Origin of the sequence: Ornithinimicrobium humiphilum, assembly GCF_006716885.1 — a bacterium.
Taxonomy (GTDB): Bacteria; Actinomycetota; Actinomycetes; order Actinomycetales; family Dermatophilaceae; genus Ornithinicoccus; species Ornithinicoccus humiphilus.
Map to the genome: position 1 here is coordinate 1,979,136 of NZ_VFPU01000001.1, position 25,436 is coordinate 2,004,571.

At 71.4% G+C, this 25,436-nt stretch carries 21 protein-coding genes and 1 tRNA gene; 7 read left to right on the forward strand and 15 right to left on the reverse strand.

The features are described 5' to 3' along the window. Positions 1-175: 175 nt before the first annotated feature. From uvrB to rpsA, 3 genes are all read right to left on the reverse strand, one after another. Positions 176-2,281, reverse strand: a complete 2,106-nt coding sequence (uvrB, locus tag FB476_RS09345) for an excinuclease ABC subunit UvrB (RefSeq protein WP_141818519.1) — start codon at positions 2,279-2,281, stop codon at positions 176-178. Between the two features lie 74 nt (positions 2,282-2,355). Beyond that, the gene (gene pepN, locus FB476_RS09350) at positions 2,356-4,794 is read right to left on the reverse strand and encodes an aminopeptidase N (protein ID WP_141818520.1); all 2,439 of its coding nucleotides are present in this window, start codon (positions 4,792-4,794) and stop codon (positions 2,356-2,358) included. A 119-nt stretch (positions 4,795-4,913) separates the two neighbouring features. Continuing rightward, entirely contained in the window at positions 4,914-6,368 is a 1,455-nt protein-coding gene (gene rpsA, locus FB476_RS09355) for a 30S ribosomal protein S1 (protein WP_141818521.1), read from the reverse strand. A gap of 191 nt (positions 6,369-6,559) precedes the next feature. Here rpsA and FB476_RS09360 point away from each other — a divergent pair, with 191 nt between their 5' ends. From FB476_RS09360 to FB476_RS09380, 5 genes are all read left to right on the forward strand, one after another. Further along, on the forward strand, positions 6,560-7,384 hold the full coding sequence (locus FB476_RS09360; protein WP_141818522.1) for a class I SAM-dependent methyltransferase: 825 nt from the start codon (positions 6,560-6,562) through the stop codon (positions 7,382-7,384). A gap of 210 nt (positions 7,385-7,594) precedes the next feature. Further along, the gene (locus tag FB476_RS09365; protein WP_141818523.1) at positions 7,595-8,878 is read left to right on the forward strand and encodes a branched-chain amino acid ABC transporter permease; all 1,284 of its coding nucleotides are present in this window, start codon (positions 7,595-7,597) and stop codon (positions 8,876-8,878) included. A gap of 13 nt (positions 8,879-8,891) precedes the next feature. Further along, the gene (locus tag FB476_RS09370) at positions 8,892-9,869 is read left to right on the forward strand and encodes a branched-chain amino acid ABC transporter permease (RefSeq protein WP_141818524.1); all 978 of its coding nucleotides are present in this window, start codon (positions 8,892-8,894) and stop codon (positions 9,867-9,869) included. Positions 9,870-10,035: 166 nt separating this feature from the next. Next, complete coding sequence (locus FB476_RS09375) at positions 10,036-10,890, forward strand: ABC transporter ATP-binding protein (RefSeq protein WP_238329754.1); 855 nt, start codon at positions 10,036-10,038, stop codon at positions 10,888-10,890. Further along, a complete protein-coding gene (locus FB476_RS09380) occupies positions 10,887-11,660 on the forward strand; it encodes an ABC transporter ATP-binding protein (RefSeq protein ID WP_141818526.1) in 774 nt (257 codons plus the stop codon). The genes FB476_RS09375 and FB476_RS09380 overlap by 4 nt, the downstream gene beginning before the upstream one ends. A 456-nt stretch (positions 11,661-12,116) precedes the next feature. Here the strand turns inward: FB476_RS09380 and FB476_RS09385 are convergent, their stop codons facing one another. After that, entirely contained in the window at positions 12,117-13,400 is a 1,284-nt protein-coding gene (locus tag FB476_RS09385) for an ABC transporter substrate-binding protein (protein ID WP_337678346.1), read from the reverse strand. Between the two features lie 246 nt (positions 13,401-13,646). Then, complete coding sequence (gene polA, locus FB476_RS09390; RefSeq protein WP_141818528.1) at positions 13,647-16,349, reverse strand: DNA polymerase I; 2,703 nt, start codon at positions 16,347-16,349, stop codon at positions 13,647-13,649. A 19-nt stretch (positions 16,350-16,368) separates the two neighbouring features. Between polA and FB476_RS09395 the strand changes: the two genes are divergently transcribed. Both FB476_RS09395 and FB476_RS09400 read left to right on the forward strand, forming a co-directional pair. Then, the gene (locus tag FB476_RS09395; protein WP_141818529.1) at positions 16,369-16,809 is read left to right on the forward strand and encodes a PaaI family thioesterase; all 441 of its coding nucleotides are present in this window, start codon (positions 16,369-16,371) and stop codon (positions 16,807-16,809) included. A gap of 61 nt (positions 16,810-16,870) precedes the next feature. Next, the gene (locus tag FB476_RS09400) at positions 16,871-17,647 is read left to right on the forward strand and encodes a DUF554 domain-containing protein (RefSeq protein WP_141818530.1); all 777 of its coding nucleotides are present in this window, start codon (positions 16,871-16,873) and stop codon (positions 17,645-17,647) included. 29 nt (positions 17,648-17,676) lie between these two features. Here FB476_RS09400 and FB476_RS09405 read toward each other — a convergent pair whose 3' ends face one another. The 10 genes from FB476_RS09405 to FB476_RS09450 all read right to left on the reverse strand — a co-directional run bounded on the left by FB476_RS09405 (position 17,677) and on the right by FB476_RS09450 (position 25,410). Beyond that, entirely contained in the window at positions 17,677-18,354 is a 678-nt protein-coding gene (locus FB476_RS09405) for an ANTAR domain-containing response regulator (RefSeq protein WP_141818531.1), read from the reverse strand. Positions 18,355-18,416: 62 nt separating this feature from the next. After that, positions 18,417-18,499: transfer RNA gene (locus FB476_RS09410), tRNA-Leu, on the reverse strand. Positions 18,500-18,560: 61 nt separating this feature from the next. After that, positions 18,561-20,018: a pyruvate kinase gene (pyk, locus tag FB476_RS09415; RefSeq protein ID WP_141818532.1), complete on the reverse strand. Its 1,458-nt coding sequence runs from the start codon at positions 20,016-20,018 to the stop codon at positions 18,561-18,563. Positions 20,019-20,061: 43 nt separating this feature from the next. Further along, positions 20,062-20,949, reverse strand: a complete 888-nt coding sequence (gene lgt / locus FB476_RS09420) for a prolipoprotein diacylglyceryl transferase (RefSeq protein ID WP_141818533.1) — start codon at positions 20,947-20,949, stop codon at positions 20,062-20,064. Next, entirely contained in the window at positions 20,949-21,674 is a 726-nt protein-coding gene (locus FB476_RS09425; protein ID WP_141818534.1) for a DsbA family protein, read from the reverse strand. The genes lgt and FB476_RS09425 overlap by 1 nt, the downstream gene beginning before the upstream one ends. A gap of 3 nt (positions 21,675-21,677) precedes the next feature. Further along, a complete protein-coding gene (locus FB476_RS09430; RefSeq protein ID WP_141818535.1) occupies positions 21,678-22,211 on the reverse strand; it encodes a MauE/DoxX family redox-associated membrane protein in 534 nt (177 codons plus the stop codon). Beyond that, complete coding sequence (gene trpA, locus FB476_RS09435) at positions 22,208-23,023, reverse strand: tryptophan synthase subunit alpha (protein WP_141818536.1); 816 nt, start codon at positions 23,021-23,023, stop codon at positions 22,208-22,210. The genes FB476_RS09430 and trpA overlap by 4 nt, the downstream gene beginning before the upstream one ends. Further along, positions 23,020-24,294, reverse strand: coding sequence for a tryptophan synthase subunit beta (gene trpB, locus FB476_RS09440; protein ID WP_141818537.1), 1,275 nt, complete (start codon positions 24,292-24,294; stop codon positions 23,020-23,022). The genes trpA and trpB overlap by 4 nt, the downstream gene beginning before the upstream one ends. After that, entirely contained in the window at positions 24,291-25,127 is an 837-nt protein-coding gene (gene trpC, locus FB476_RS09445; protein WP_141818538.1) for an indole-3-glycerol phosphate synthase TrpC, read from the reverse strand. Before trpC ends, trpB begins: the two co-directional genes overlap by 4 nt. Positions 25,128-25,200: 73 nt before the next feature. Next, the gene (locus FB476_RS09450) at positions 25,201-25,410 is read right to left on the reverse strand and encodes an HGxxPAAW family protein (protein ID WP_141818539.1); all 210 of its coding nucleotides are present in this window, start codon (positions 25,408-25,410) and stop codon (positions 25,201-25,203) included. Positions 25,411-25,436 lie beyond the last annotated feature (26 nt).

Sequence of the window (25,436 nt, forward strand, 5' to 3'; positions counted from 1 at the left end):
CTCCCACACCGCGGGCCCCGGAGGGTCCTGGTCGGTGCCGGCTCCCCGGGCACGGCGGCTGGGGCCGTGCCGTCCTGACGAGGTGGCCGCCGGGGATACTCCCCTCCGATGGACGCGTGTCATTCTCGCACAGGAGGACTTCCGCGGCGCCCGGCCACGGATCGGCGGCGCGTCCCTAGCCGGTGGCCTCGCGCATCTGCCGCAGCTCCCGCTTGAGGTCGCCGATCTCGTCGCGCAGGCGCGCCGCGAGCTCGAAGTGGAGGTCCGTCGCCGCCTGGTGCATCTGCTCGGTCAGCTCGTGGATGAGCTGGGCGAGCTCGGTCGCCGGCAGCTGGTCGGTCGAGCGGCGGTCGAGCACCGAGGTGCCGACCGACGCGGCGGCCCCGCGGCCCCGGCCGGTGCCGCGCGACTGGCGACGCCCGCTGCCCATGAGGGTCTCGGTGTCGGCGTCCTCCCGCTCGAGCATGTCGGTGATGTCGGCGATCTTCTTGCGCAGCGGCGTGGGGTCGATGCCGTGCTCGGCGTTGTAGGCGAGCTGCTTCTCGCGGCGCCGGTTGGTCTCCTCGATGGCCTCCTGCATCGACGGGGTGACCGTGTCGGCATACATGTGCACCTGGCCCGAGACGTTGCGGGCCGCGCGCCCGATGGTCTGGATCAACGAGCGTGCCGACCGGAGGAAGCCCTCCTTGTCGGCGTCGAGGATGCTCACGAGCGACACCTCGGGCAGGTCGAGACCCTCACGGAGCAGGTTGATGCCGACCAGGACGTCGTATTCGCCGAGCCGCAGCTCGCGCAGCAGCTCGACACGGCGCAGGGTGTCGACCTCGGAGTGCAGGTAGCGCACCCGGACCCCCTTGTCGAGCAGGTAGTCGGTGAGGTCCTCGGCCATCTTCTTGGTCAGCGTGGTGACCAGGACGCGCTCGTCACGGGCCGTCCGCTCGCCGATCTCGTGCAGCAGGTCGTCGATCTGGCCCTTGGTGGGCTTGAGCACCACCTCGGGGTCCACCAGGCCGGTCGGGCGGATGATCTGCTCGACGACCCCGTCGGCCTTGGCCATCTCGTAGTCCCCCGGCGTCGCGGAGAGGTAGACGGTCTGGCCGATGCGCTCGAGGAACTCCTCCCACTTCAGGGGCCGGTTGTCCATCGCGCTGGGCAGCCGGAAGCCGTGCTCGACGAGGGTCCGCTTGCGCGACATGTCGCCTTCGTACATCGCGCCGATCTGCGGCACGGTCACGTGCGACTCGTCGATGACGAGGAGGAAGTCCTCCGGGAAGTAGTCGAGGAGGCAGTTGGGGGCGGTCCCGGGCCCGCGGCCGTCGATGTGCGAGGAGTAGTTCTCGATGCCGGAGCAGGACCCCACCTGGCGCATCATCTCGATGTCGTAGGTGGTGCGCATGCGCAGCCGCTGGGCCTCCAGCATCTTGCCCTCGCGCTCGAACTTCGCCAGCTGCTGCTCGAGCTCGGCCTCGATGCGGCTGATGGCCCGCTCCATCCGCTCCGGACCGGCGACGTAGTGCGAGGCCGGGAAGACGTACATCTCCTGCTCCTGGCGCACGACCTCGCCCGTGAGCGGGTGCAGCGTGTAGATGCTCTCGATCTCGTCGCCGAAGAACTCGACCCGGACCGCGAGCTCTTCGTACTGCGGGATGATCTCGACGGTGTCGCCGCGGACGCGGAAGGTGCCGCGGGAGAAGGCCATGTCGTTGCGGGTGTACTGCATACGCACGAACTGGCGCAGCAGCTCGTCGCGCTCGATGGTCTGGCCCACCGTGAGACGCACCATCTGGTCGACGTACTCCTGCGGGGTGCCCAGGCCGTAGATGCAGGACACCGAGGCCACGACGACGACGTCGCGGCGGGTGAGCAGGCTGTTGGTCGCCGAGTGGCGCAATCGCTCCACCTCGTCGTTGATCGAGGAGTCCTTCTCGATGTAGGTGTCCGTCTGGGGGACGTAGGCCTCGGGCTGGTAGTAGTCGTAGTAGGAGACGAAGTACTCGACCGCGTTGTGCGGGAGCAGCTCGCGGAACTCGTTGGCGAGCTGGGCCGCGAGCGTCTTGTTGGGTGCCATGACGAGGGTGGGTCGCTGCACCTGCTCGACGAGCCAGGCGGTCGTGGCCGACTTGCCGGTGCCGGTCGCGCCCAGGAGGACCACGTCCTGCTCGCCCCGCTTGATGCGCTCGGCGAGGTCGGCGATGGCCCGCGGCTGGTCACCGCTGGGCTGGAACTCCGAGACGACGCGGAAGGGGTTGACCGTGCGCTGGAGGTCGGTCGTGGGTCTCATACGTTCACGCTAACGCCTGGCACCGACAGACCCTTCCCGTCCGCGCTGCCCCGCCCGGGCCGGCCGGTCCTCGCTCAGCCGGCCGTCCCGTCCGCCTGCCGCTGGTCGTGCAGGACGTCGGCCCAGGTGCGCGCCAGGACGGGCGGCAGGTCGCCGGCGTCGAGGACCGCCTCGAGGGCCGCCAGGTGCTCCGCGCGCCAGCGGAACCCGGGGGTGGCCCGCCCGACGACGAGGCCGAGGGCCTGGCCGCGACGCGCGACGGCCGGGGCCTGCTCCAGGAACGTCGGGACCAACGGGTCGACGAGGTCACGCTGCTCGGCCGACCAGAGCCCGCGCGCCAGCGCGACGATCTCGCGGTTGGAGGTGCCCTCGGCGACGAGCCGGTCGAGCGCGTCCGCCTTGGCCGCGACGTCCGGCACCGCGGCTGCGGCCGACAGGGCGGCGAGGCGGGCGCTGCTGGAGGAGTCGGCGGCGAGCTCGGTCTCGACGAGCGGGGCGGTGTCCTCCCCGAGCGTCGAGAGGCGCACCAGGGCGTCCCAGCGCTGCGTCGGGGTCAGCGCGCCGCGTGGGCCGCCCTCCCGGAGCCAGGCCCGCAGCAGCCCGGGGTCGGTCGTGCTCGAGACGACGACGGAGACGGCCGTCTGGACCACGGGATCCGGGGTGTCGGCCCGGTGGAGGAGGTGGAGGGCGACCTGGCTGAGCCGCTCGAGCAGGACGGGCACCTCGGCCGGGAGCGCGCGCCCCCTCACGAGGCCGGCGGACCGGGTGAGGACGTGCTCGAGCACGACGGTGGCCCGCTCCCCCGGCAGGTGCTGCTCGACGAGCGCGACCAGCTCGTCGGCGGGGAGCAGGGCGCGGGCCGCCTCGTCGAGGAGGGTCGCCCACAGCAGGATGCGGGGGTGCTCGTCGGGGACGGCCCGCAGCAGGTCGGCGACCGCCGTCCGGGACCGCTCGTCGAGGTCCACGCGGGCGAAGGTGTCACCTGTGCTGTTCGGCACCACGAGCTCGGCGTCCGGGAGCGGGACGTCGGCGTCCGCGAGGTCGACGACCTCCTCCCAGGCCCGGTCCAGCCCGTCGGAGCCGGACCGGTCGTAGCCCGTGACCCGGACGCGGTGGGGCCGGCTGCCCTCGCGGCGCAGCACGGTGCCACCGTCGGGGCCCTCGCAGCGCACGACCCGGAGCGTGTCGTGGCCGGTGGTGCGCAGCCATGCCTCGGCCCAGCCGGTGACGTCGCGGTCGGTCTCCTCCTGGAGGGCGCCGACGAGGTCCTCCAGCGTCGCGGTCCCGAAGCGGTGGCGCGAGAGGTGACGGTCGACGCCGCGGAAGAAGGTCTCCTCCCCCAGCCAGAAGGCCAGTTGGCGCAGGCACGAGTTGCCCTTGGCGTAGGAGATGGGGTCGAAGTTCTTGAACGCCGCGTCCACGTCCGGCACGTCCTCCGGCAGCGGGGCGACCGGGTGCGAGGTGGGACGGGCGTCGGCCGCGTAGCCGCCGGCCTTGCGGGAGATGTCGAACTCCGCCAGCGCGTTCTCCCCCGGCAGCGCGACACCGCCGACCAGGAAGCCCATGTAGTCGGCGAAGGACTCGTTGAGCCAGGTGTCCTCCCACCAGCGGAAGGTCACGAGATCGCCGAACCACATGTGGGCCATCTCGTGCGCGATCGTCATCGCGCGACGGCGGGCCAGGGCGGGGTCGGTCACCCCGGGCGGCAGCAGCTCGTCACGGAAGGTCACCACGCCCGGCGTCTCCATGGCACCCCAGTTGTGCCCCGGGACGAAGACCTGGTCGTAGTCGGAGAAGGCGTAGGGCTCGGTGAAGCGCTCCGCGTAGTAGGCGAAGGCGGCCTCGGTGACCAGCCGCAGCTGCGGCAGGTCACGGTCGAGGTCGGCCGCGAGCGAGGCGCGGCAGTGCCAGCCGAACCGCTGGCCCCCCGACTCCCAGGTGCGGGAGGCGAACGGGCCGACGCAGACCGCGACGAGGTAGGTCGCGACGGGCGGCGTGGCCGGGAAGCTCCAGGTGCCCTCGGCGTCCGGCTCGTCGCACCGGCCGTTGGAGATCACGACCGCGCCCTCGGGAGCGGCCACGGTCAGGGTGAAGGGCGCCTTGAGGTCGGGCTGGTCGAAGCAGGCGAAGACCCGCCGTGCGACGTCCATGCCGCCGTAGCAGCCGAGGTAGACCGCGCCGTCCGCCGGATCGACGAAGCGGTTCATGCCGTCGCCGTCGGTGACGTAGGGCAGGCGGGCCTCGACGACGGCGAGGTTGTCGGCCTCGAGGCCCGGGAGCGCGACGCGGTCCCCCGCGTGCACCTCCTCCGGCAGCTGGCGGCCGTTGAGCTCCACGCGCACCTCGGAGGCGTGCTGGAGGTCGAGGAAGGTCCCGCTCCCGGGCTCCGCCGCGAAGCGGACCGTGCTCCGGGCGAGGAAGGTGTCCTCCTCCCTCAGGTCGAGGAAGAGGTCGTAGGACACGTCGCGCACGATGCGCGCGCGGCCTCGGGCGTCGTCGAGGGTGAGGGCCATCCGGGCACCGTACCCCGACCGGCCGGCGCCGCTGCATACCCCTGGAGACGCGAGGAGCCCGACCCCGCGGACGGGGTCGGGCTCCAGGTGCGGCCGGACGCGCGAGGCGCCCGGGTGCGTCAGTTGCCGGTCAGCTTCTCACGCAGCGCGGCCAGCGCCTCGTCGGAAGCCAGGGTGCCGGCGGCCTCGTCGTCCGACTCCGAGGAGTAGGACGCGGCGGCCGGGGCGACCTCGACGCCGGCCTCGGCGTCGGCGGTGGCAGCAGCCTCGACCTGGGCCTTGTGGGCCTCCCAGCGGGCGTGGGCGTCGGCGTACTCCTTCTCCCACTTCTCGCGCTGGGCCTCGTAGCCCTCGAGCCACTCGTTGGTCTCGGGGTCGAAGCCCTCGGGGTACTTGTAGTTGCCCTGCTCGTCGTACTCCGCGGCCATGCCGTAGAGGGTCGGGTCGAACTCGGCCGCGACGGCCTCGTTGGCCTGCTTGAGGGACAGCGAGATGCGGCGACGCTCCAGGTCGATGTCGATGACCTTGACGAAGACCTCGGCACCGACGGTGACGATCTGCTCCGGCAGCTCCACGTGGCGCTCGGCCAGCTCGGAGATGTGGACCAGGCCCTCGATGCCGTCCTCGACGCGCACGAACGCACCGAACGGGACGAGCTTGGTGACCTTGCCGGGCACGACCTGGCCGATGGCGTGGGTGCGCGCGAAGGTCTGCCACGGGTCCTCGAGGGTGGCCTTCAGCGACAGCGAGACGCGCTCGCGGTCCATGTCGACGTCGAGCACCTCGACGGTGACCTCGTCGCCCACCTCGACGACCTCGCCCGGGTGGTCGATGTGCTTCCAGGACAGCTCGGAGACGTGGACCAGACCGTCCACGCCGCCACCCAGGTCGACGAACGCACCGAAGTTGACGATGCTGCTGACCACACCGGAGCGGACCTGGCCCTTCTGCAGCTCCTTGAGGAAGGTCGTGCGGACCTCGGACTGGGTCTGCTCGAGCCAGGCGCGGCGGGACAGGACCACGTTGTTGCGGTTCTTGTCCAGCTCGATGATCTTGGCCTCGATCTGCTTGCCGACGTAGGGCTGCAGGTCGCGGACGCGGCGCATCTCGACGAGGGACGCGGGCAGGAAGCCGCGCAGGCCGATGTCGAGGATGAGGCCACCCTTGACGACCTCGATGACGGTGCCGGTGACGACGCCATCCTCCTCCTTGATGCGCTCGATGGAGCCCCAGGCACGCTCGTACTGCGCACGCTTCTTGGACAGGATCAGGCGGCCTTCCTTGTCCTCCTTCTGGAGGACCAGGGCCTCGACCTCGTCGCCGACCGAGACGACCTCGGACGGGTCGACGTCGTGCTTGATGGCCAGCTCGCGCGAGGGGATGACACCCTCGGTCTTGTAGCCGATGTCGAGCAGGACCTCGTCGCGGTCGACCTTGACGATGACCCCCTCGACGATGTCGCCGTCGTTGAAGTTCTTGATCGTCGCGTCGATCGCAGCGAGCAGCTCCTCCTCAGACCCGATGTCGTTGACAGCGATCTGGGAGATGGCCTTGTCGGCCGTGGTGGCAGTCATGTAGTAGGGACTCCGATTGTGGACATGATGAAGATGGACGATGGTGCAGCGGGAGCCGCGCACGAGACGTCCCCGAGGTCGTCCGGATGTCCGGGCGGTGACCGTAGGCACGCGTGAGCGCACGCGACGCGCCTTACCACCCTATCGAGGCAGGTCCCCCGGGTCAAAGCCGCCCCTGCGAGACTGACGGGATGAGCCTGCTGCCCACCCCTCCCCCGTCGCCCGACCGGGTCAGCCGCCGCCCCGTGGGCCACGGGGACTCGGTGCGCGCCGGCCGCTCCTGGTGGGACGCTGAGGCCGACGACTACTACGACGAGCACGGCGGCTTCCTCGGCGACGACGCGCTCGTCTGGGGGCCGGAGGGCTGGACCGAGGACGACCTGCACGTGCTGGGCGACCTGCGCGGCCTCGACGTCCTCGAGGTCGGCGCCGGCGCGGCCCAGGGCGGCCGGTGGTGCGCGGGCCAGGGCGCGCGCGTCGTGGCCACCGACCTCTCGGGCGGGATGTTGCGGGTGGCTCGCCGCATCGACACCCGCCGCGAGGGGGCTGTCCCCGCCTACGTGCAGTGCGACGGCGCGCGGCTGCCCTTCGCCACCGACAGCTTCGACCGGGTCGTCACCGCGCACGGCGTGCTGGCCTTCGTCCCGGACGCCGAGGGGGCCCTGCAGGAGTGGGCCCGCGTGCTGCGCCCGGGCGGAAGGATCGCGTTCTCGCTGCCGCACCCCGTGCGCTGGACCCTGCCCGACGTCCCCGGCGAGGAGGGCCTCGTCGTCACGCACTCCTACTTCGACCGCCGCCCCTACGTCGAGGAGACCTCGGACGGCACCGTGACCTACAGCGAGCACCACCGCACGCTGGGTGACCTGGTGCGCGCGGTCACCGGCGCCGGGCTCTCCCTCGTCGATCTCGTCGAACCGGAGTGGCCCGCCGGGAGCGACCACGTCTGGGGTGGCTGGAGCCGGCTGCGGGGCGAGCTGGTGCCCGGCACGGCGATCCTGGTGTGCGAGCCGCGGTAGACGGGCCTGCTTGACGTACCGCCCCGGTTGCGGAAGGTCACGATCCGGATACGGCACAGACCGGGGTGTATCGATCGGGACGGTGTTCCCCTATGCTCCACCCCAGCCACGCACCGCTGAGGGTGCGTGGAGTCTTGCCCGTGACCCCAGGCTGGAGGAGCAGTGCCGCCCACCACCCCACACCGGGAACGCCATCGCGGCAGGAGCACCGTGCAAAAGCTCGGTCTCCTGCTGGCGACGTTGTTCGCCTTCCAGGTGTTCGCCCCTGTCGTTGCGCAGGCCGCGTCCCCCGACGACCAATCCCAGGTCAACGTCGAGGAGCACGACCAGGCCATCACCGTCAACGTCAAGAACGACAACGAACCCGTCCCGGGCGCCCGGGTCGTCGTGAGCGGAGGCGGCTACGAGGCCGAAGCCCTCACCAACGACCGTGGCCAGGCCCGGATCGGTGTTCCGACCACCGACCCCTACGAGGTCCTGATCGACGAGGAGAGCCTGCCGGAAGGCATCATCGTCAGCGGTGACAACCCGCTGACCGTGAACTACGGCTCGCAGTTCTTCCAGCCCGCCAACTTCTTCCTGGGCGAGGGCGTGCGTGAGACCACGTCCTTCTTCGACCAGTTCGTGGAGCGGCTGACGAACGGCCTCAACTTCGGTCTGCAGCTCGCCCTCGCCGCGATCGGCCTCTCGCTGATCTTCGGCACCACCGGGCTGACCAACTTCGCCCACGCGGAGATGGTGACCTTCGGCGCCGTCATGGCCCTGGTCTTCGGTGTCTTCCTCGACTGGCCCATCTGGCTGGCGATCATCATCTCGGTCATCCTCAGCGGAGCGCTGGGATGGGCGGTCGACGCCTCGATCTGGCGGCCCCTGCGGCGACGCGGGACCGGTCTGGTCCAGCTGATGATCCTCACCATCGGTCTGTCGCTCGCCGGCCGCTACGTCTTCCAGTTCTTCATCGGCGGTGGCACCCTGCAGCTGCCGGGTGCCGGTGGCCCCAAGCACCAGATCCTCGGCCCGATCAAGCTGAGCACGATCGACATGATCAGCATGGCCGTCAGCCTCGTCGTGCTGCTCGGCGTCGCCTACTGGCTGCTGAAGACCCGCACCGGCAAGGCCACGCGCGCGGTCTCGGACAACCGGTCCCTGGCGGCCGCCAGCGGTATCGACGTCGACGCCGTGACCCGCATCGTCTGGGTCGCCGGCAGCGCCCTGGCCGGCCTGTCGGGCATCCTCTGGGCCTACTTCCGGCCCGGCATCAAGTGGGACATGGGTGTCCAGATCCTGCTGCTGATCTTCGCCGCGGTCGTCCTGGGCGGCCTGGGGACCGCCTTCGGCGCCCTCGTCGGCGCGCTGATCATCGGCGTCCTGGTCGAGGTGTCCACCCTGTGGATCCCCTCCGACATCAAGTACGTCGGAGCCCTCGGCGTCCTCATCATCATCCTCCTCGTCCGGCCCCAGGGTCTCCTGGGCCGACGGGCACGAATCGGATAAGGGAGGCACTGCGATGGACTGGGGACAGATCCTCAACAACACCGCGAGCTTCATCCTGTCGGCAGAGACGATCGGGTTCATGCTCGCCGCCATCGGCCTCGCCGTTCACTTCGGCTACGCGGGCCTGCTCAACTTCGGTATGGCCGGTTTCATGGCGATCGGGGCCTACGGCTACGCCATCTCGATCCTCTCGTTCGGCTTCCCCTGGTGGGCCGCCATCGGCGTGAGCATCGTCGGCGCGATCATCTTCGCCGTCATCCTCGGCATCCCGACGCTCCGCCTGCGGGCGGACTACCTGGCGATCGTGACCATCGCCGCCGCGGAGATCGTCCGACTGCTGCTCCAGACGCAGCTGTTCGACGAGTACACCAACTCGGCGGACGGCCTGGGTGGCTACCACGAGTCCTTCCGTGCGGCCAACCCGCTGCCGGCCGGCACCTACGGCATCGGCCCGTGGACCTACACCGACCAGGGCTGGTGGGCGCGCCTCTTCGGCCTGCTGCTGGTCGCCCTGGCCGTGCTGATCGTCTGGCTGCTCATGCGCAGCCCCTGGGGCCGCGTGCTCAAGGGCATCCGCGAGGACGAGGACGCCGTGCGCTCGCTCGGCAAGAACGTCTTCCTCTACAAGATGCAGGCCCTGATCATCGGCGGTGTCCTCGGCGCCCTCGGCGGTGTCGTGATCGCCCTCCCCTCGGCGGTCATCCCGCAGTACTACCTGCCGAGCCTGACGTTCTTCGTCTGGACCGCCCTCCTCCTGGGTGGTGCCGCGACGATCTTCGGTCCGGTCCTCGGGGCGATCCTCTACTGGGTGCTCATGGCCTTCCTGGCGGGCGTCCTCCCGGCCGCCGCCAACGCCGGCTACCTGCCCATCAGCGCGACCGCCGCCGGCAACCTGCGGTTCGTCGTCGTGGGTGTCGCCCTGATGCTGCTGGTCGCCTTCCGACCGCAAGGCCTCCTCGGGAACAAGAAGGAGATGACCTTTGTCAAGTAACGACCAGACCAGCACCCCGGCCGACGAGCCGTGGACCGAGCCCGAGGGCGAGGCCGAGGTCGTGGACCACACCGGTGACTTCGGCGACCCGGTGCTCGACGAGCAGGGCGAGGTCGTGGAGACGCTCGAGGTCGAGCCGACCGTCGACGTCCACCACGACTACGACCTGGCGACCGGCCCGGCCGCGCCCGGTGTGCCCAAGAAGGACCCGATCCTCGTCGCGGACAACATCTCCCGCTCGTTCGGCGGCATCAAGGCCGTCGACGTCGAGCACCTGGAGATCCCGCGCAACGCCATCACGGCGCTGATCGGTCCCAACGGTGCCGGCAAGACGACGCTGTTCAACCTGCTCTCCGGCTTCGACCAGCCGGACACCGGCGAGTGGTCCTTCAACGGCCGCTCGCTGGCAGGCATCCCCGCCTGGAAGGCCGCCCGCCGGGGTCAGGTGCGCACCTTCCAGCTGACCAAGGTCCTGCAGCGCCTCACGGTGCTCGAGAGCATGAAGCTCGGGGCCACCGGTCAGAAGGGTGAGCGTTTCCTCGCCAGCGTCTTCCCCTTCCTCTGGCGCTCCCAGGAGAAGGAGATCGAGGTCCGTGCGCTGGAGCTGCTGAAGAAGTTCAAGCTCTACGACAAGCGCGCGGACTTCTCCGCCGCCCTGTCCGGCGGTCAGCGCAAGCTCCTCGAGATGGCGCGCGCGCTCATGACCGACCCGGAGTTCGTCCTGCTGGACGAGCCCATGGCGGGCGTCAACCCGGCGCTGGTCCAGTCGCTGCTGGACCACGTCATCAACCTCAAGAAGGAGGGCATGACCGTCCTCTTCGTCGAGCACGACATGCACATGGTCCGCCACATCGCGGACTGGGTCGTCGTGATGGCCGAGGGCCGCATCGTGGCCGAGGGCCCGCCGCGCGAGGTCATGCAGGACCCCGCCGTGGTGGACGCCTACCTGGGCAGCCACCTCGATGCCGACATCGGTGTCATCACCGGCCGCTACGACGAGGAAGGCAGGCGCATCTCATGAGCACCGACACCGCTCTCGACACGGCCGGCGCGCCCGGCCCCGCCCGCGACGACGTCGTCGTCAAGGCCACGAACGTCACCGCCGGCTACCTGCCGGGGATCGACATCCTCACGGACACCAACCTGGTGGCCTACGAGGGTGAGCTCATCGGCATCATCGGCCCGAACGGTGCCGGCAAGTCGACCCTGCTCAAGTCGATCTTCGGCCTGGTCACGGTGCGCGCCGGCTCGATCACCCTGCGGGGCGAGGACATCACCAACCTCAAGGCCAACAAGCTCGTGGCCAAGGGTGTCGGCCTGGTTCCCCAGACCGAGAACGTCTTCCCCGCCCTGACCATCCGGGAGAACCTGGAGATGGGCGCCTACCAGCGTCCGCAGACGGTCAAGGACGGCCTGGAGTTCGTCACCGGCATCTTCCCGCCCCTGAAGGACCGCATGAACCAGCTGGCGGGTTCCCTCAGTGGTGGAGAGCGGCAGATGGTGGCGATGTCTCGGGCGCTGATGATGCGTCCTGACGTCCTGCTCCTCGACGAGCCCTCGGCCGGCCTCTCCCCCGCCCGTCAGGACGACGCCTTCATCCGCGTCTCCGACATCAACAAGGCGGGCGTGACGGTCATCATGGTGGAGCAGAACGCCCGTCGTTGCCTGCAGATCTGCGACCGCGCCTACGTGCTCGACCAGGGCCGTGACGCCCACACGGGCACCGGCCGCGAGCTGCTCAACGACGACAAGGTCATCGGCCTCTACCTCGGCACGCTCGGCCAGGACTGACCTGGACCCGACACCGGGGCGCGCAGCCGCCTGACGCACGAGGGCCCTGGAACCGCACGGTTCCAGGGCCCTCGTCATGCCCGCACTGGTCCGGGACCACGGATCCGTGGCCTCCTCCGAGACACGCTCCCGCCGCCCGTGCAGCGTCGGCGACGACGCCTGGGCGGCGCATCCTTGTCCGGGCCCACCGCAGGACGTTCGATCTGCGACATCTGCCCGTGCTCGAGCACTGGCGTGTGACGCGTAGCCGGTGTCGAGCAGGTGACGCGGACCGCCCGGGGACCCCGGACCCGCGAGACGCACCGCATACCCGCCGTTGCGCGTTCGCCCGAGATCCGGCTGCGTGCCCGGGGCCGTCCCATCCGGGAGCACGTTCCCGGGCATGCAGAAGGCCCCCGGGACAGGGTCCCGGGGGCCTTGCTGCTTGCGGCTGGATCAGCGACTCAGCGGATCACCTCAGTTGAGGCGGACCAGCTTGTTGTCACCGTCGTACTCGAAGATGCCGATGGTGGCCTCGGTCGGGTCGCCGTTCTCGTCGAAGGAGATCGGGCCGGAGGGGCCGTCGTAGTCCACGACGCCACCGTCGACGATGATCTGCGCGGCCGACGCGAAGTCGGTCGCCTTCTCACCGCCACCGGTGCCACCGGAGACCTCCTGCATCTTGGCGGCGATGTCCGGGCCGTCCACCGAGTTGGCGGCGAGCGCGGCCAGGGCGGCCAGGATCACGGCGTCGTAGGACTCGGCCGCGTAGTTCCAGTCCGTGAGCTCGTCGTTGCCCTCGGCGGTCCAGACCTCGTTGAGCGCGTCACGGAACTCGTCGCCCAGGTCCGGGCCGGGCTGGGTGCCCTTGGAGCCCTCGAGCAGGCCCGCGTCGAAGTCCGCGCTGTAGTCGGCGATGTTGCCGTCGACGAAGTACAGCTTGGAGGTGTCGAAGCCCGCGGAGTCGAGCGCCGGGATGATCGTCTTGGCCTCCTCGAACGTGATCAGGGCGATCGCGTCGGGGTTCTGCGCCATGACGGAGCTGATCTGGGCGTCGAAGGTGGTGTCACCGGCGTTGTAGGACTCGCTGGCGACGACCGAGCCGTTGGCGGCCTCGAAGGTCTCCTTGAGGACCTTCTCCAGGCCGGTGCCGTAGGCGTCGTTCAGGTAGATGATGCCGAGGTTGGCGACACCGTCCTGAGCGATTAGGTTGCCGAGGACCTCGCCCTGCAGCAGGTCGGACGGGGCGGTCCGCCAGTACAGGTTGTTGTCGTCCCAGGTGGTGAAGTCGGGCGAGGTGTTCGCCGGCGAGATCATCAGGCGCTCGGCGGCGACGACCTCGTCGATGAACAGCTTGGAGACGCCCGAGGACGCCGCACCGACGATGACGTTCACGCCGGCGTTGAGCAGCTGCGGGACGGTCGTGGCGTAGGCACGGTTGTCCGGGTCGCCGGAGTCACCGAGGGTCACGTTCACGGTGATCCCGAGGTCGGCGTCGTTGATGTGCTTGGCGGCGAGCAGGACGCCCGCCTCCTCCGGCGGGCCGAGGAAGGCCAGCGAACCGGTCTGGGGCAGGACGGTGCCGACCTCCAGGGTCAGGTCGCGCTCGCCGGCCTCGCCGGTGGCGTCGCCGCCGGCATCGGCGGACTCCTCCGGCGCAGAGGTGTCCTCGGCGCTGGGCTCCGGGTCATCTCCTCCACCGCTGCAGGCGGCCAGCACAAGAGTGGCGGCGGTCAGTGCAGCGATCCCGCGGGCGGTCACGGACGCTCGAGAGCGAAGAGAGGTTGGGCTCATGGTGCTCCTCTTGTCGATGTGGCGGCAACGGTGCCGTCACGGTGTGCCCTGAACCTAGAAGTGCGAGGGCCGCCCTGACAAGAGTCGCGCGCACGTTCGCGCGCGATTGTGCTCACATTGTTATCTAGCACCCAGGCAAACGTGTTGCATCCCGAAGCAACCCCGCTTTTCGCAGGTCAGAGGGTATGACGTGGCTCACACCCGCGGGCCCGGTCAGTGGGCGGCGTCGTGCCAGGTGCGCCCCACGCCGACGCTCACGTCGAGCGGGACGCGCAGGTCGGCCGCGGCGCCCATCTCGGCGCGCACGATCTGCTCCACCTGCTCCTGCTCCCCGGGGGCCACCTCGAGCACGAGCTCGTCGTGGACCTGCAGCAGCATGCGGGAGCGCAGCCCGGCGTCGCGGAGGCCTCGCTCGGTGCGCAGCATCGCGACCTTGATGAGGTCGGCCGCCGAACCCTGGATGGGGGCGTTGAGCGCCATCCGCTCGGCCATCTCGCGGCGCTGGCGGTTGTCGCTGAGCAGGTCGGGCAGGTAGCGGCGCCGGCCGAGGATGGTCTCGGTGAAGCCGGTGCGCCGGGCCTCCGCCACGACGTCGCGCAGGTAGTCACGGACCCCGCCGAAGCGCTCGAAGTACTCGTCCATGAGTCCCTTGGCCTCCCCGGTGGAGATGCCCAGCTGCTTGGACAGGCCGAAGGCCGAGAGGCCGTAGGCCAGGCCGTAGCTCATCGCCTTGACCTTGGAGCGCATCTCCAGGGTGACGTCCTCCGGCTGGACGCCGAAGACCCGGGAGCCGACATAGCGGTGCAGGTCCTCGCCCGTCCGGAAGGCCTCGATGAGCCCCTCGTCGCCCGACAGGTGGGCCATGATGCGCATCTCGATCTGGCTGTAGTCGGCCGACATCAGCGACTCGAGCTCGCCCTGCTCGTCCCGGCCCACCACGAAGATCTCGCGGATGCGCCGGCCCTCCTCGGTGCGGATCGGGATGTTCTGCAGGTTGGGCTCGGTCGAGCTGAGGCGGCCGGTCGCGGCGATGGTCTGCTGGTAGGTGGTGTGGATCCGGCCGTCGTCGGCCACCGACTTGATGAGGCCCTCGGCCGTGATCCGCAGCCGCGCCTTGTCGCGGTGACGCAGCAGGGCCTCGAGGAAGGGGTGCTCGGTCTGGGCGTAGAGGCCGGCCAGGGCGTCGGCGTCGGTCGTGTAGCCCGTCTTGGTCCTGCGCGTCTTGGGCAGGGCCAGGGTGTCGAAGAGGACCGTCTGCAGCTGCTTGGGCGAGCCCAGGTTGATCGTGTCGTCGCCGATGGCGTCCCAGGCGTCCTGCTGGGCCTCGGTCATGGCGTCGGCGAACTGCGCCTCCAACCGCTGCAGGGCAGGGAGGTCGACGGCGATGCCCGCGGTCTCCATGCGTCGCAGCACACCCACGAGCGGGAGCTCGACGTCGCGCAGGAGGGTCTTCTCCTCCTCGTCCGCGAGCTCCTCGTCGAGGGCGAGCGACAGGTCGTGCACGGCGCGCGCGTGCACCATCGCGGAGCGGGCCGCGGCGGCCTCCGCGGCGTCGTCGGCCCCGAAGCTGAGCTCGAGCTGGCCCTGCTCCGGCTCCTCGTCGTCGAGGCGCAGCTCGCGCTTGAGGTAGCGCAGCGAGAGGTCGGCCAGGTCGTAGGAGCGCTGGTCGGGGCGCACGAGGTAGGCGGCGAGCGCGGTGTCGCTCACGACGCCCTCGACGGGCAGCCCGCGGACCTCCAGGGAGCGGATCTGCCCCTTGGCGTCGTGGAGGACCTTCTCGCGGGTCGGGTCGGTGAGGAAGCCCGCCAGGGCGGCCTCGTCCTCGGGTCCCAGGTCGACGAGCTCGACGAAGGCCGCCTGCTCGGCGCCGGCCAGACCGACGGCGAGCGCCTCCCCCGGCCCGATCGGGGTGCGCGGCGCGGCCTGCACGACGATCGCCGTGCGCGTGCCGGCGGCGGCGTGCTGCACCAGCCACGGGCCGACCTCGCCGGCCGCCAGGGCCCGGCCCTCGACCTCGATGCCCTCCTCCGCCTCGGTCTCGGCGGACTCCAGGGTCGCGAAGAGCCGGTCGCGCAGCACCCGGAACTCCAGGCCGTCGAAGACGCGGTGCACCTCCTCGCGGTCCCACCCGCGGGCCTCGAGGTCGTCGATCGTCACCTCGAGCGGCACGTCGGCGACGAGCTGGTTGAGGCGGCGGTTGCGCAGCACCTGGTCGAGGTGGTCGCGCAGCGACTGGCCGGCCTTGCCGGTGAGCTGGTCCGCGGCGTTGACGATGCCCTCGAGGGAGCCGTGCAGGGCGAGCCACTTGGCGGCCGTCTTCGGCCCGACCCCGGGCACGCCCGGCAGGTTGTCCGAGCTCTCCCCCACCATCGCGGCGAGGTCGCTGTAGCGCTCGGGGCGCACGCCGTACTTCTCCTCGATCTTGTCCGGCGTCATCCGCCAGGTCTCGGAGACACCGCGCACGGGGTAGAGGAGCGTGGTGCGCTCGTCGACCAGCTGGAAGGCGTCGCGGTCGCCGGAGAGGATCACGACCTCCAGCCCCTGGGCCCGGGCCTGCGAGGTGAGCGTGGCGATGATGTCGTCGGCCTCGTAGCCGTCGACCTCGACGTGGACGATCCGCAACGCGTCGAGGATCTCCTTGACGAGGTCCACCTGCCCCACGAACTCGCTCGGGGTCGAGGCCCGCCCCGCCTTGTACTCGGCGTACTGCTCCGTCCGGAACGTCTGCCGGGAGCGGTCGAAGGCCACCGCGACGTGCGTGGGCGCCTCGTCGCGCAGCACGTTGATGAGCATCGAGGTGAACCCGTAGACCGCGTTGGTGCTCTGGCCCGTCGTCGTGGAGAAGTTCTCCACCGGCAGGGCGTAGAACGCGCGGTAGGCGAGGGAGTGTCCGTCCAGCAGCAGCAGTCGACTCACGCATGGCAGCCTATGTCCCATGACCGACACCTCCCAGTCCGTCCCCCCGCAGGGCATCCCGGGGATGTCCCCGGAGCAGCTGGCAGGGACCCTCACCGAGCGCATGGGTATGGAGCTGCTCGAGGTGGGTGCGGAGCGCACCGTGGCGCGGATGCCGGTCGCCGGCAACACCCAGCCCTACGGCCTCCTGCACGGCGGCGCCTCCGCGGCGCTGGCCGAGACGGTGGGCTCGATCGCGGCCGCCGTGCACGCCGGAGCGGACCGGATCGCGGTCGGGGTCGACCTCAGCTGCACCCACCACCGTGCGGTGCGCGAGGGGCACGTCACGGGTACGGCCACACCGCTGTCGCTCGGCCGCTCGGTGGCCAGCTACGAGATCGTCGTGCGTGACGACGCGGGCGAGCGCGTGTGCACCGCCCGCCTGACCTGCATGCTGCGCGACCGCCCGCCGGGGGCCTGAGCAGCAGCGTTCTCCCGGCCCGGCCGCAGCGGCGACCTCGTGCGCCCCTACGCTGTCCGCCATGGACGGCGCATTCCCCGGGCTCGGGACCGTGATCAACGTCCTCGCCGTCCTGGCGGGGGCCGTGCTGGGCATGCTCGCCGGCAACCGGCTGCCCGAGCGGGTGCGCGCGGTCGTCACCGACTCCCTGGGACTGGTCACGCTGCTCGTCGCGGGGCTCTCCGCGCTCGAGGTGACGTCGCCCGCCCTGCGGGACGCGGTGGGGTCGGGTGTGCCGGTGCTCGTCGTGCTCGGCAGCCTCCTGGTCGGCGGCATCGTCGGCTCCCTGCTGCGCATCGAGGACCGGCTCGAGTCGCTGGCCGGCGTCGTGCAGGGGTGGGTGCAGCGTCGCCACATCCCGGGCGGGGAGGGTTCCGGCCACGAGCAGCGGGAGCGTTTCATCGAGGGCTGGCTGACCGCCTCCCTGCTCTTCTGCGTGGGGCCGCTGACGATCCTCGGCTCCCTCTCGGACGGGCTGGGCCGTGGCATCGACCAGCTCGTGCTCAAGTCGGCCCTCGACTTCTTCGCCAGCGTCGCCTTCGCCTCGACCTTCGGGGTGGGCGTGCTGATGTCGGCCGTGTCCGTGGTCGTCGTGCAGGGCTCGCTGACGCTGCTGGGCGTCACGCTGGGCGAGGTGGTGCCCGAGGCGCACATCGCGGGCCTGACGGCCACCGGCGGGCTGCTGCTGGTGGGCATCGCCTTCCGCCTGCTGGGCGTGCGGCAGATCCCCGTGGGCGACCTGCTGCCGGCACTGGTGGTGGCGCCGGTCCTCGTCAGCCTCGTCGCCGCCTTCCGCTGAGCGCAGCGGTCCACGGCGGGCGCGACCGGCTACTTCTTCGCGGGCATCCCCGCGATGACGGCGTCCGCGACCTCGCGCATGGACAGGCGACGGTCCATGGCGGCCTTCTGGATCCAGCGGAAGGCGTCGGGCTCGGAGAGCTTGAGCTGGGTCATGAGCAGGCCCTTGGCGCGGTCGACGCGCTTGCGGGTCTCGAAGCGCTCGCCCAGGTCGGCGACCTCCGCCTCGAGCGCCTTGCGCTCGGCCCAGCGGGCGCGGGCGATGTCGATGGCCGGGAGCACGTCGGCGGCGCTGAACGGCTTGACGACGTAGGACATGACGCCGGCGTCGCGGGCGCGCTCGACGAGGTTCTTGTCGCTGAAGGCGGTGAGCATGATGACCGGGGCCAGGCCCTCGCGGCCGATCTGCTCGGCGGCCGAGATGCCGTCGATGCCCGGCATCTTGATGTCCATGATCACGAGGTCGGGAGCGGCCTCCTTGACCAGCGCGACGGCCTGCTCGCCGTCGGCGGCCTGGCCGACGATCTCGTGACCGGCCTCGGTGAGCATCTCCGCGAGGTCCATGCGGATCAGCGCCTCGTCCTCGGCGAGCACGATGCGCAGCCCGTCGTCGGACGCCGACCCCTCGGTCTCCTCCTCGGCCGCTCCGGCCGGGGTGGCCAGGTCGTCGTCGGCGGGGTCCGTGGGCTGGGTCTGGGCATCGGTCACGTGGAAAGCCTATCTGTCTTCGCGAGGCCCCGACCATGGTCGGAGCGGGTCAACCTGTGTCGTGCCGGGAGCGGGACTCGAACCCGCACGCCCTTGCGGGCAGAGCATTTTGAGTGCCCCGTGTCTGCCGTTCCACCACCCCGGCGTCGGAGCTGGACCACAGGACAGCATACCTACCGGTCGGCGGCGGGCCGGACCGGGCGGCCTCAGACGACCGGCTCGTCGTCGTAGCCGGGTGCCGCGCCGTAGACGGGGTCGCCGATCCGGTGCAGGCGCAGGGCGTTGGTGGTGCCGGACACCCCGGGCGGGGAGCCCGCCACGATGACGATGAGGTCGCCCTTGTGGCAACGGCCCTCGCGCAGCAGCGCGTCCTCCACCTGCATGACCATCTGGTCGGTGTGCCACACGAAGGGCACCAAGAAGGTCTCGACGCCCCAGGTGAGCGCCAGGCGCGAGCGCGTCGACTGCTCGGTCGTGAAGGCGAGCATCGGGACCGACGGGCGCACCCGGGCCATCCGGGTCGTGGTGTCGCCGCTCTTGGTGAAGGTGACGAGGAACTTCACCGTCTCGAGGGAGTCGGCGAGGGTGATGGCCGCGCGGGTGACCGCCCCGCCCGGTGTCTTCGGCTTGGTCTTGATCGGCAGGATCCGGTTGAGCCCGTGGTCCTCGGTGCTCTCGATGATCGTCGCCATCGTCTCGACCGCACGGATCGGCCAGGCGCCGACGGACGTCTCGCCCGACAGCATGATCGCGTCGGCGCCGTCGAGGACGGCGTTGGCGCAGTCGCTGGCCTCGGCCCGGGTCGGGCGGGGGTTGTCGATCATCGACTCCAGCACCTGGGTGGCCACGATGACCGGCTTGGCCTTCTCGCGGCACAACGCGATGGCGTCCTTCTGCACCAGCGGCACCTGCTCGAGCGGCATCTCCACGCCCAGGTCGCCGCGCGCCACCATGATGCCGTCGAAGGCCTCGACGATGCCCTCCAGGTTGTCGACCGCCTGCGGCTTCTCGATCTTGGCGATGACCGGCAGGATGCGGCCCTCCTCCTCCATGATCCGCCGGACGTCCTCGTAGTCGGCGGCCGAGCGGACGAAGGACAGGGCCACGAAGTCGACGCCGGAGCGGACCGCCCAGCGGAGGTCCTCCTCGTCCTTGTCCGACATCGCGGGGACGCTCACCGGGGTGCCCGGGAGGTTGATGCCCTTGTGGTCGGACACGACGCCGCCGACGACGACCTCGGTGATGACGTCGGTGCCGGTGACCTCGACGGCCCGCAGCAGCACCTTGCCGTCGTCGATGAGCAGGTCGTCGCCGGGGTGGACGTCTCCCGGCAGCCCGTCGTAGGTCGTGCCGACGGTGGTGCGGTCGCCGGGGACGTCGCGGGTGGTGATGGTGAAGCGGTCCCCGGAGACGAGGGTCACAGGGCCGTCGGCGAAGTTGCCCGTGCGGATCTTGGGGCCCTGGAGGTCCACGAGCACGGCCACGGCGTGCCCGGTGCGGTCGCCCGCCCTGCGGACGCGCAGGTAGCGCTCGTAGTGCTCCTCGTAGCTGCCGTGGGACAGGTTCAGCCGTGCCACGTCCATACCGGCGCGGACCAGGGCCTCGATCTGCTCGGTGGTGTCGGTCGCCGGACCGAGGGTGCAGACGATCTTCGCTCGACGCATGGGACCAACCCTATGCCTGCCGTGGCGTCAGGGCCGACTCGCCTCAGGCCGGGGTCGGCTCCTCGACCTCGGGGCGGGGTCCCCGGGGCGGGAGGTCGCCCACCCGTCCGCGCCAGACGTAGAGCGCCAGACCGAGCAGGAAGACGGCGATCGCGACCCAGACGTTGACGCGCTGACCGAGGACGAGCTCGGCCGGGTCGGTGCGCATGATCTCGAAGAAGAACCGGCCGAGGGTGTAGCCCATGAGGTAGAGCGCGAGGACCTGGCCCCGGGCGAACCGCAGGCGCCGGTCGAGCACCAGGATCACGACGGCCACGACGAGGCACCACAGGGACTCGTAGAGGAAGGTCGGCTGGAAGGTCCCGAGGACGACGGCCTGGCCGTCGGCGTCGCGGACCGCCTCTCCCCCGGCGCCCATCCGGTGGATCTGGACGGCCCAGGGGGCGTCGGAGGGCCCGCCGTAGAGCTCGTTGTTGAACCAGTTGCCCCACCGACCGAGAGCCTGGGCGACGAGCAGGCCCGGCATCATCGCGTCCGCGAGGTCGAGGAAGACCAGGCCCCGGCGGCGCGTCGCCCACCAGGCGCCCAGGGCCCCCAGCGCGACCGCGCCCCAGATGCCCAGGCCCCCCTCCCAGATCTTCACGGCGTCGAGCACGTTGCCGTCCTCGCCGAAGTAGGGCCGCGGGCTGGAGAGAACGTGGTAGAGCCGGCCGCCGAGGATGCCGAGCACGATGGTCGGCACGGCGACGTCGTAGATCTCCTGGCCCGTCCCGCCCCGGGCTCGGGACCGGTGGGAGGTCATCCACAGGGCCACGAGGATCCCGAGCAGGATCGCCAGGGCGTAGCCGCGGACGGGCAGCGGTCCCAGCCACCAGATCGACCGCTCGGGGCTGGGGATGGCCGCGGGGGCCACCGCCGCGAGGAGGCCCATCAGGAGTGGGCCTCGAGGATGGCGTCGAGCGACGAGGGGTCCTGCATGAGCTGGCTCATCTCCTCGTTGGAGAGGGTGGTGCCGTTGACCACGAGGGTCGGCGTCCCGGTGACCCCGTCGCGGTTGGCACGCTCCTGCATCGCCTCGACGTAGTCGGCGTAGGTCTGGTCGGCCGTGCACTGCTGGAAGGTCTCGAGGTCGCCGCCCGAGATCCCCGCGCCCTCGGCCCAGCCGAGGATCTGCGCGTCGGTGTAGCCCTGGCCCTCCTGGCCCATGTCGGAGAAGACGGCCGCGTGGAAGGGCACGAAGGCCCCGGCGTCGTCGGCGCAGAGGGCCGCGTTGGCCGCACGGACCGAGGAGTCGTTGCCGAGCGAACCGTCGAGGAAGGACATGATCTGGTAGGTCATGGTGATCTCGCCGGCCTCGGCCCTGTCCGTGAGGGCCTCCCCGATCGAGCTCTCCAGACGGCCGCACCAGGGGCACTGGAAGTCCTCGTAGAGCCGGACCTGGGGCACGTCGGCGTCGACGCCCGGACCGACGACCACGCCGCCGCCCTCGGGCAGGCTGCTGACACTGCCCTCGGCGTCGAGGCCCCCGCCGCGCGTGGCCGCCCAGACCAGGACGGCGATCAGGGCCACGACGAGGACGACGACACCGCCGATGAGAGCCGCGGGCGGGCCTCCGGCGCGGACCTGCTTGACCTCGGGGGCGGGCGGACGGGGCATGGGTCATCGACCTTTCGCGAGCAGGGTGTCGAGGGAGAGCAGGGTGCGCGGACGGACGACGAGCCATCCGGCCAGGGCCAGCAGCCCCAGGTCGCGCAGGATCTCGGAGAGGTAGCGGGTGTCCTCGGGGTCGACCGGTCCCCCGGTGCCGAAGCACCCGCAGTCGATGGCCAGCCCCCGGGCCCAGGCGGAGGCGACGGCGATCGAGAAGACCACCATGAGGACGCCGCCGACTGCTGCGGCGGGACGGGTCAGCAGGCCGAGGACGAGCAGCAGCCCGACCGCGACCTCGACGACGGGCACCGCGATCGCGACCACCCGGGCGAGGTCGTAGCCCATGAGCTCGTAGGCGAGCACGCTCTGGATCGACCCGGTGATGTCGGTGACCTTGATCCAGCCCGCGACGAGCAGGACGCCGCCGAGCACGAGGCGGGCCAGCAGGCCGACGACGTCGACCCACCGGCGCCGGGGCGCCGACGACGGGTCCTGCGCGGGAGAGGCCGCGCCAGGACGGTCGTCGGCGCGGGAGGTCGTCATGCCCCGGCGCCGGCGGGCGGAGCCGCCGCCGGGTTGACGACCCCCCGGGCCAGCTCGGCCGTCAGCTCGCGCAACCGGTCCAGACCTGGGTCCTCGCCCACGGTGCGGACCAGGGCGGACCCGACGATGACGCCGTCGGCGAAGGCCGCCACCTGGGCGGCCTGCTCCCCCGTGCTGACGCCGAGGCCGACGCACAGCGGCAGGTCGGTGACGGCGCGGGTGCGCGCCACGAGTCCCTCGGCGCTGGAGCCGACCTCGCTGCGGGCCCCGGTGACCCCCATCGTGGAGGCGACGTAGACGAAGCCGCGGCAGTGCTCCGTCGTCATCCGGAGCCGCTCGTCGGTCGAGCTCGGGGCGACGAGGAAGACCGGGTCGACGCCGTGCGCGTCGGCGGCGGCGAGCCAGGCACCGGCCTCGTCGGGGACCAGGTCGGGGGTGATCAGACCCGCCCCGCCGGCAGCGGCCAGGTCGCGCGCGAAGCGGTCCGGGCCGTAGCGCAGGACGGGGTTCCAGTAGGACATGACCACGGGGACGGCGCCGGCCTCGGCCACCGCCCGCACGACCTCGAAGACCTGCGACAGCCGGAAGCCGGCGGCCAGCGCCTGGGAGGCGGCCTGCTCGATGACGGGCCCGTCCATGAGGGGGTCGGTGTAGGGGACACCGACCTCGACGACGTCGGCACCGGCCTCGGCGACCGCCCGGACGGCCGCGACGGAGGTCTCCAGGTCGGGATAGCCGGCCGGCAGGTAGGCGACCAGCGCGGCACGCCCTTCCTCACGGCAGCGGGCGAAGACCTGCTCGAGCGCGCTCACCAGCCGCTCCCTTCCGCCTCGGACACGGGTTCCTCGGCCTTGAGCTGCTCGGCCTCCACCAGGTCCTCGGCGTCGACGAGCCCGAACCACCGGGCGGCGGTGTCCACGTCCTTGTCGCCCCGGCCGGAGAGGTTGACCACGACGACGGGCACCTCGTCGCCCGCGTCCTCGGCCAGGCGGCGGCCGACGCGCAGCGCCCCGGCCAGCGCGTGGGCGCTCTCGATCGCGGGGATGATGCCCTCGGTGCGGCACAGCAGGGCGAAGGCGTCCATGGCCTCCGCGTCGGTCACCGGCTCGTAGGTCGCCCGACCGGTGTCGTGCAGGTAGGCGTGCTCGGGCCCCACGGAGGGGTAGTCGAGACCGGCCGAGACGGAGTGGGTCTCGCGCGTCTGGCCGTCCTCGTCCTGCAGGACGTAGGTGGCCGCGCCGTGCAGGACGCCGGGCTCGCCGCCGGAGAAGCGGGCCGCGTGGCGGCCGCTCTCGATGCCCTCTCCCCCGGCCTCGAAGCCGTAGAGGGCCACGCCCTCGTCGTCGAGGAAGCCGGAGAAGATGCCCATGGCGTTGGAGCCACCGCCCACGCACGCGCAGACCGCGTCGGGGAGCCGGCCGGTGCGCTCGAGGACCTGCTCGCGCGCCTCCGTGCCGATGATCGAGTGGAACTCGCGCACCATGCTCGGGAAGGGGTGGGGACCGGTGACGGTCCCGAGCAGGTAGTGGGTGTCCTCGACGTTGGTCACCCAGTCGCGCATGGCCTCGTTGATGGCGTCCTTGAGGGTGGCGCTGCCCGTGGCGACGGGCACCACCTCGGCGCCGAGCAGCCGCATACGGGCGACGTTGAGCGCCTGCCGGCGCGTGTCGACCTCGCCCATGTAGACGACGCAGTCGAGACCCAGCAGCGCGGCGGCGGTCGCGGTGGCGACGCCGTGCTGGCCGGCGCCGGTCTCGGCGATGACCCGCTTCTTGCCCATGCGCACGGTCAGCAGCGCCTGGCCGAGCACGTTGTTGATCTTGTGCGAGCCGGTGTGGTTGAGGTCCTCGCGCTTGAGCAGGACCCGCACCCCGCCCGCGTGCTCGGCGAAGCGGGGCACCTCGGTCAGGGGGCTGGGGCGCCCGGTGTAGTCGCGGTGCAGCCGGGCGAGCTCGTCGGTGAAGTCGGGGTCGCCCATGGCGTCCCTCCAGGCCTCCTCGAGCTCCTCGAGCGCAGCGACCAGGGCCTCCGGCACGTAGCGCCCGCCGAAGTCGCCGAACCGACCGCCGACCGCGGGGCTCACGACCGGCTCCCGGTGCCGCGGTGGCCCGCGCCGTGGACGGCGGGGTGGGACGCGGCGGCCAGCATCTGCGCGACCGCGTCGCGGGGCGAGGCGCCGGTGACCAGGGCCTCGCCCACGAGCACGGCGTGCGCGCCGGCCTCGGCGAAGGCCATCACGTCGAGCGGTCCGCGGACCCCGGACTCGGCCACCCGGATCACCCCGTCGGGCACCCCCGGGGCCAGCCGCGCGAAGGTGTCGCGGTCGACGTCGAGCGTCTTGAGGTTGCGGTTGTTGATGCCGATGATGCGGGCGCCGGCGGCGACGGCCCGCTCGAGCTCGGCCTCGTCGTGCGCCTCCACGAGGGCGTTCATGCCGAGGGACTCGACGCGCTCGAGCAGCCCGACGAGGACCTCCTGCGGGAGGGCGGCGACGATGAGCAGCACCAGGTCGGCGCCGTGCGCCCGGGCCTCCCAGACCTGGTAGGGATCCACGACGAAGTCCTTGCGCAGCACGGGCACGTCGACGCGGGCCCGGACGGCGTCCAGGTCCGCGAGCGAGCCGCCGAAGCGCCGGGCCTCGGTCAGCACGCTGATGACGCTCGCCCCACCTGCGGCGTAGTCCGCCGCCAGGCCCGCCGGGTCGGCGATCGCCGCGAGCGCGCCCTTGCTGGGGCTGCTGCGCTTGACCTCCGCGATGACGTGCACCCCGTCGCGCGGGGCCAGGTGGGCGACCGCGTCGCGGGCGGAGGGAGCACGCAGGGCCTGCTCCTTCAACGCCTCCAGCGGGAGGGCCGCACGTCGGGCGGCGAGGTCCTCGCGGACTCCCTCGATGATCTCATCCAGCACGGTCGACACGCCCCCCAGCGTAGACGCCCGAGCCGGGTGCCCGGACCGGCGGGGTGGATCCCCGACGGTCCGGGGCGGCGCGTCAGGAGCTCGCGTGACGCCCTTCGGAGCCGAAGCCCGCCTTGGCCATGCCGTACCAGACGAGCGCGCCCAGCAGGAAGCCGGCGATGCCGGCCCACATCAGCCAGCCGGGGCCGAAGACGGCGGCGTAGCAGGCCACCGCCGAGGTGACCAGCATGACGATCGTCCCGGTCCAGGCGGCGGGGCTGTGGCCGTGGTCTTCGTCGTGCATCTGAGGGTCTCCTCGAGAGGTCGGGG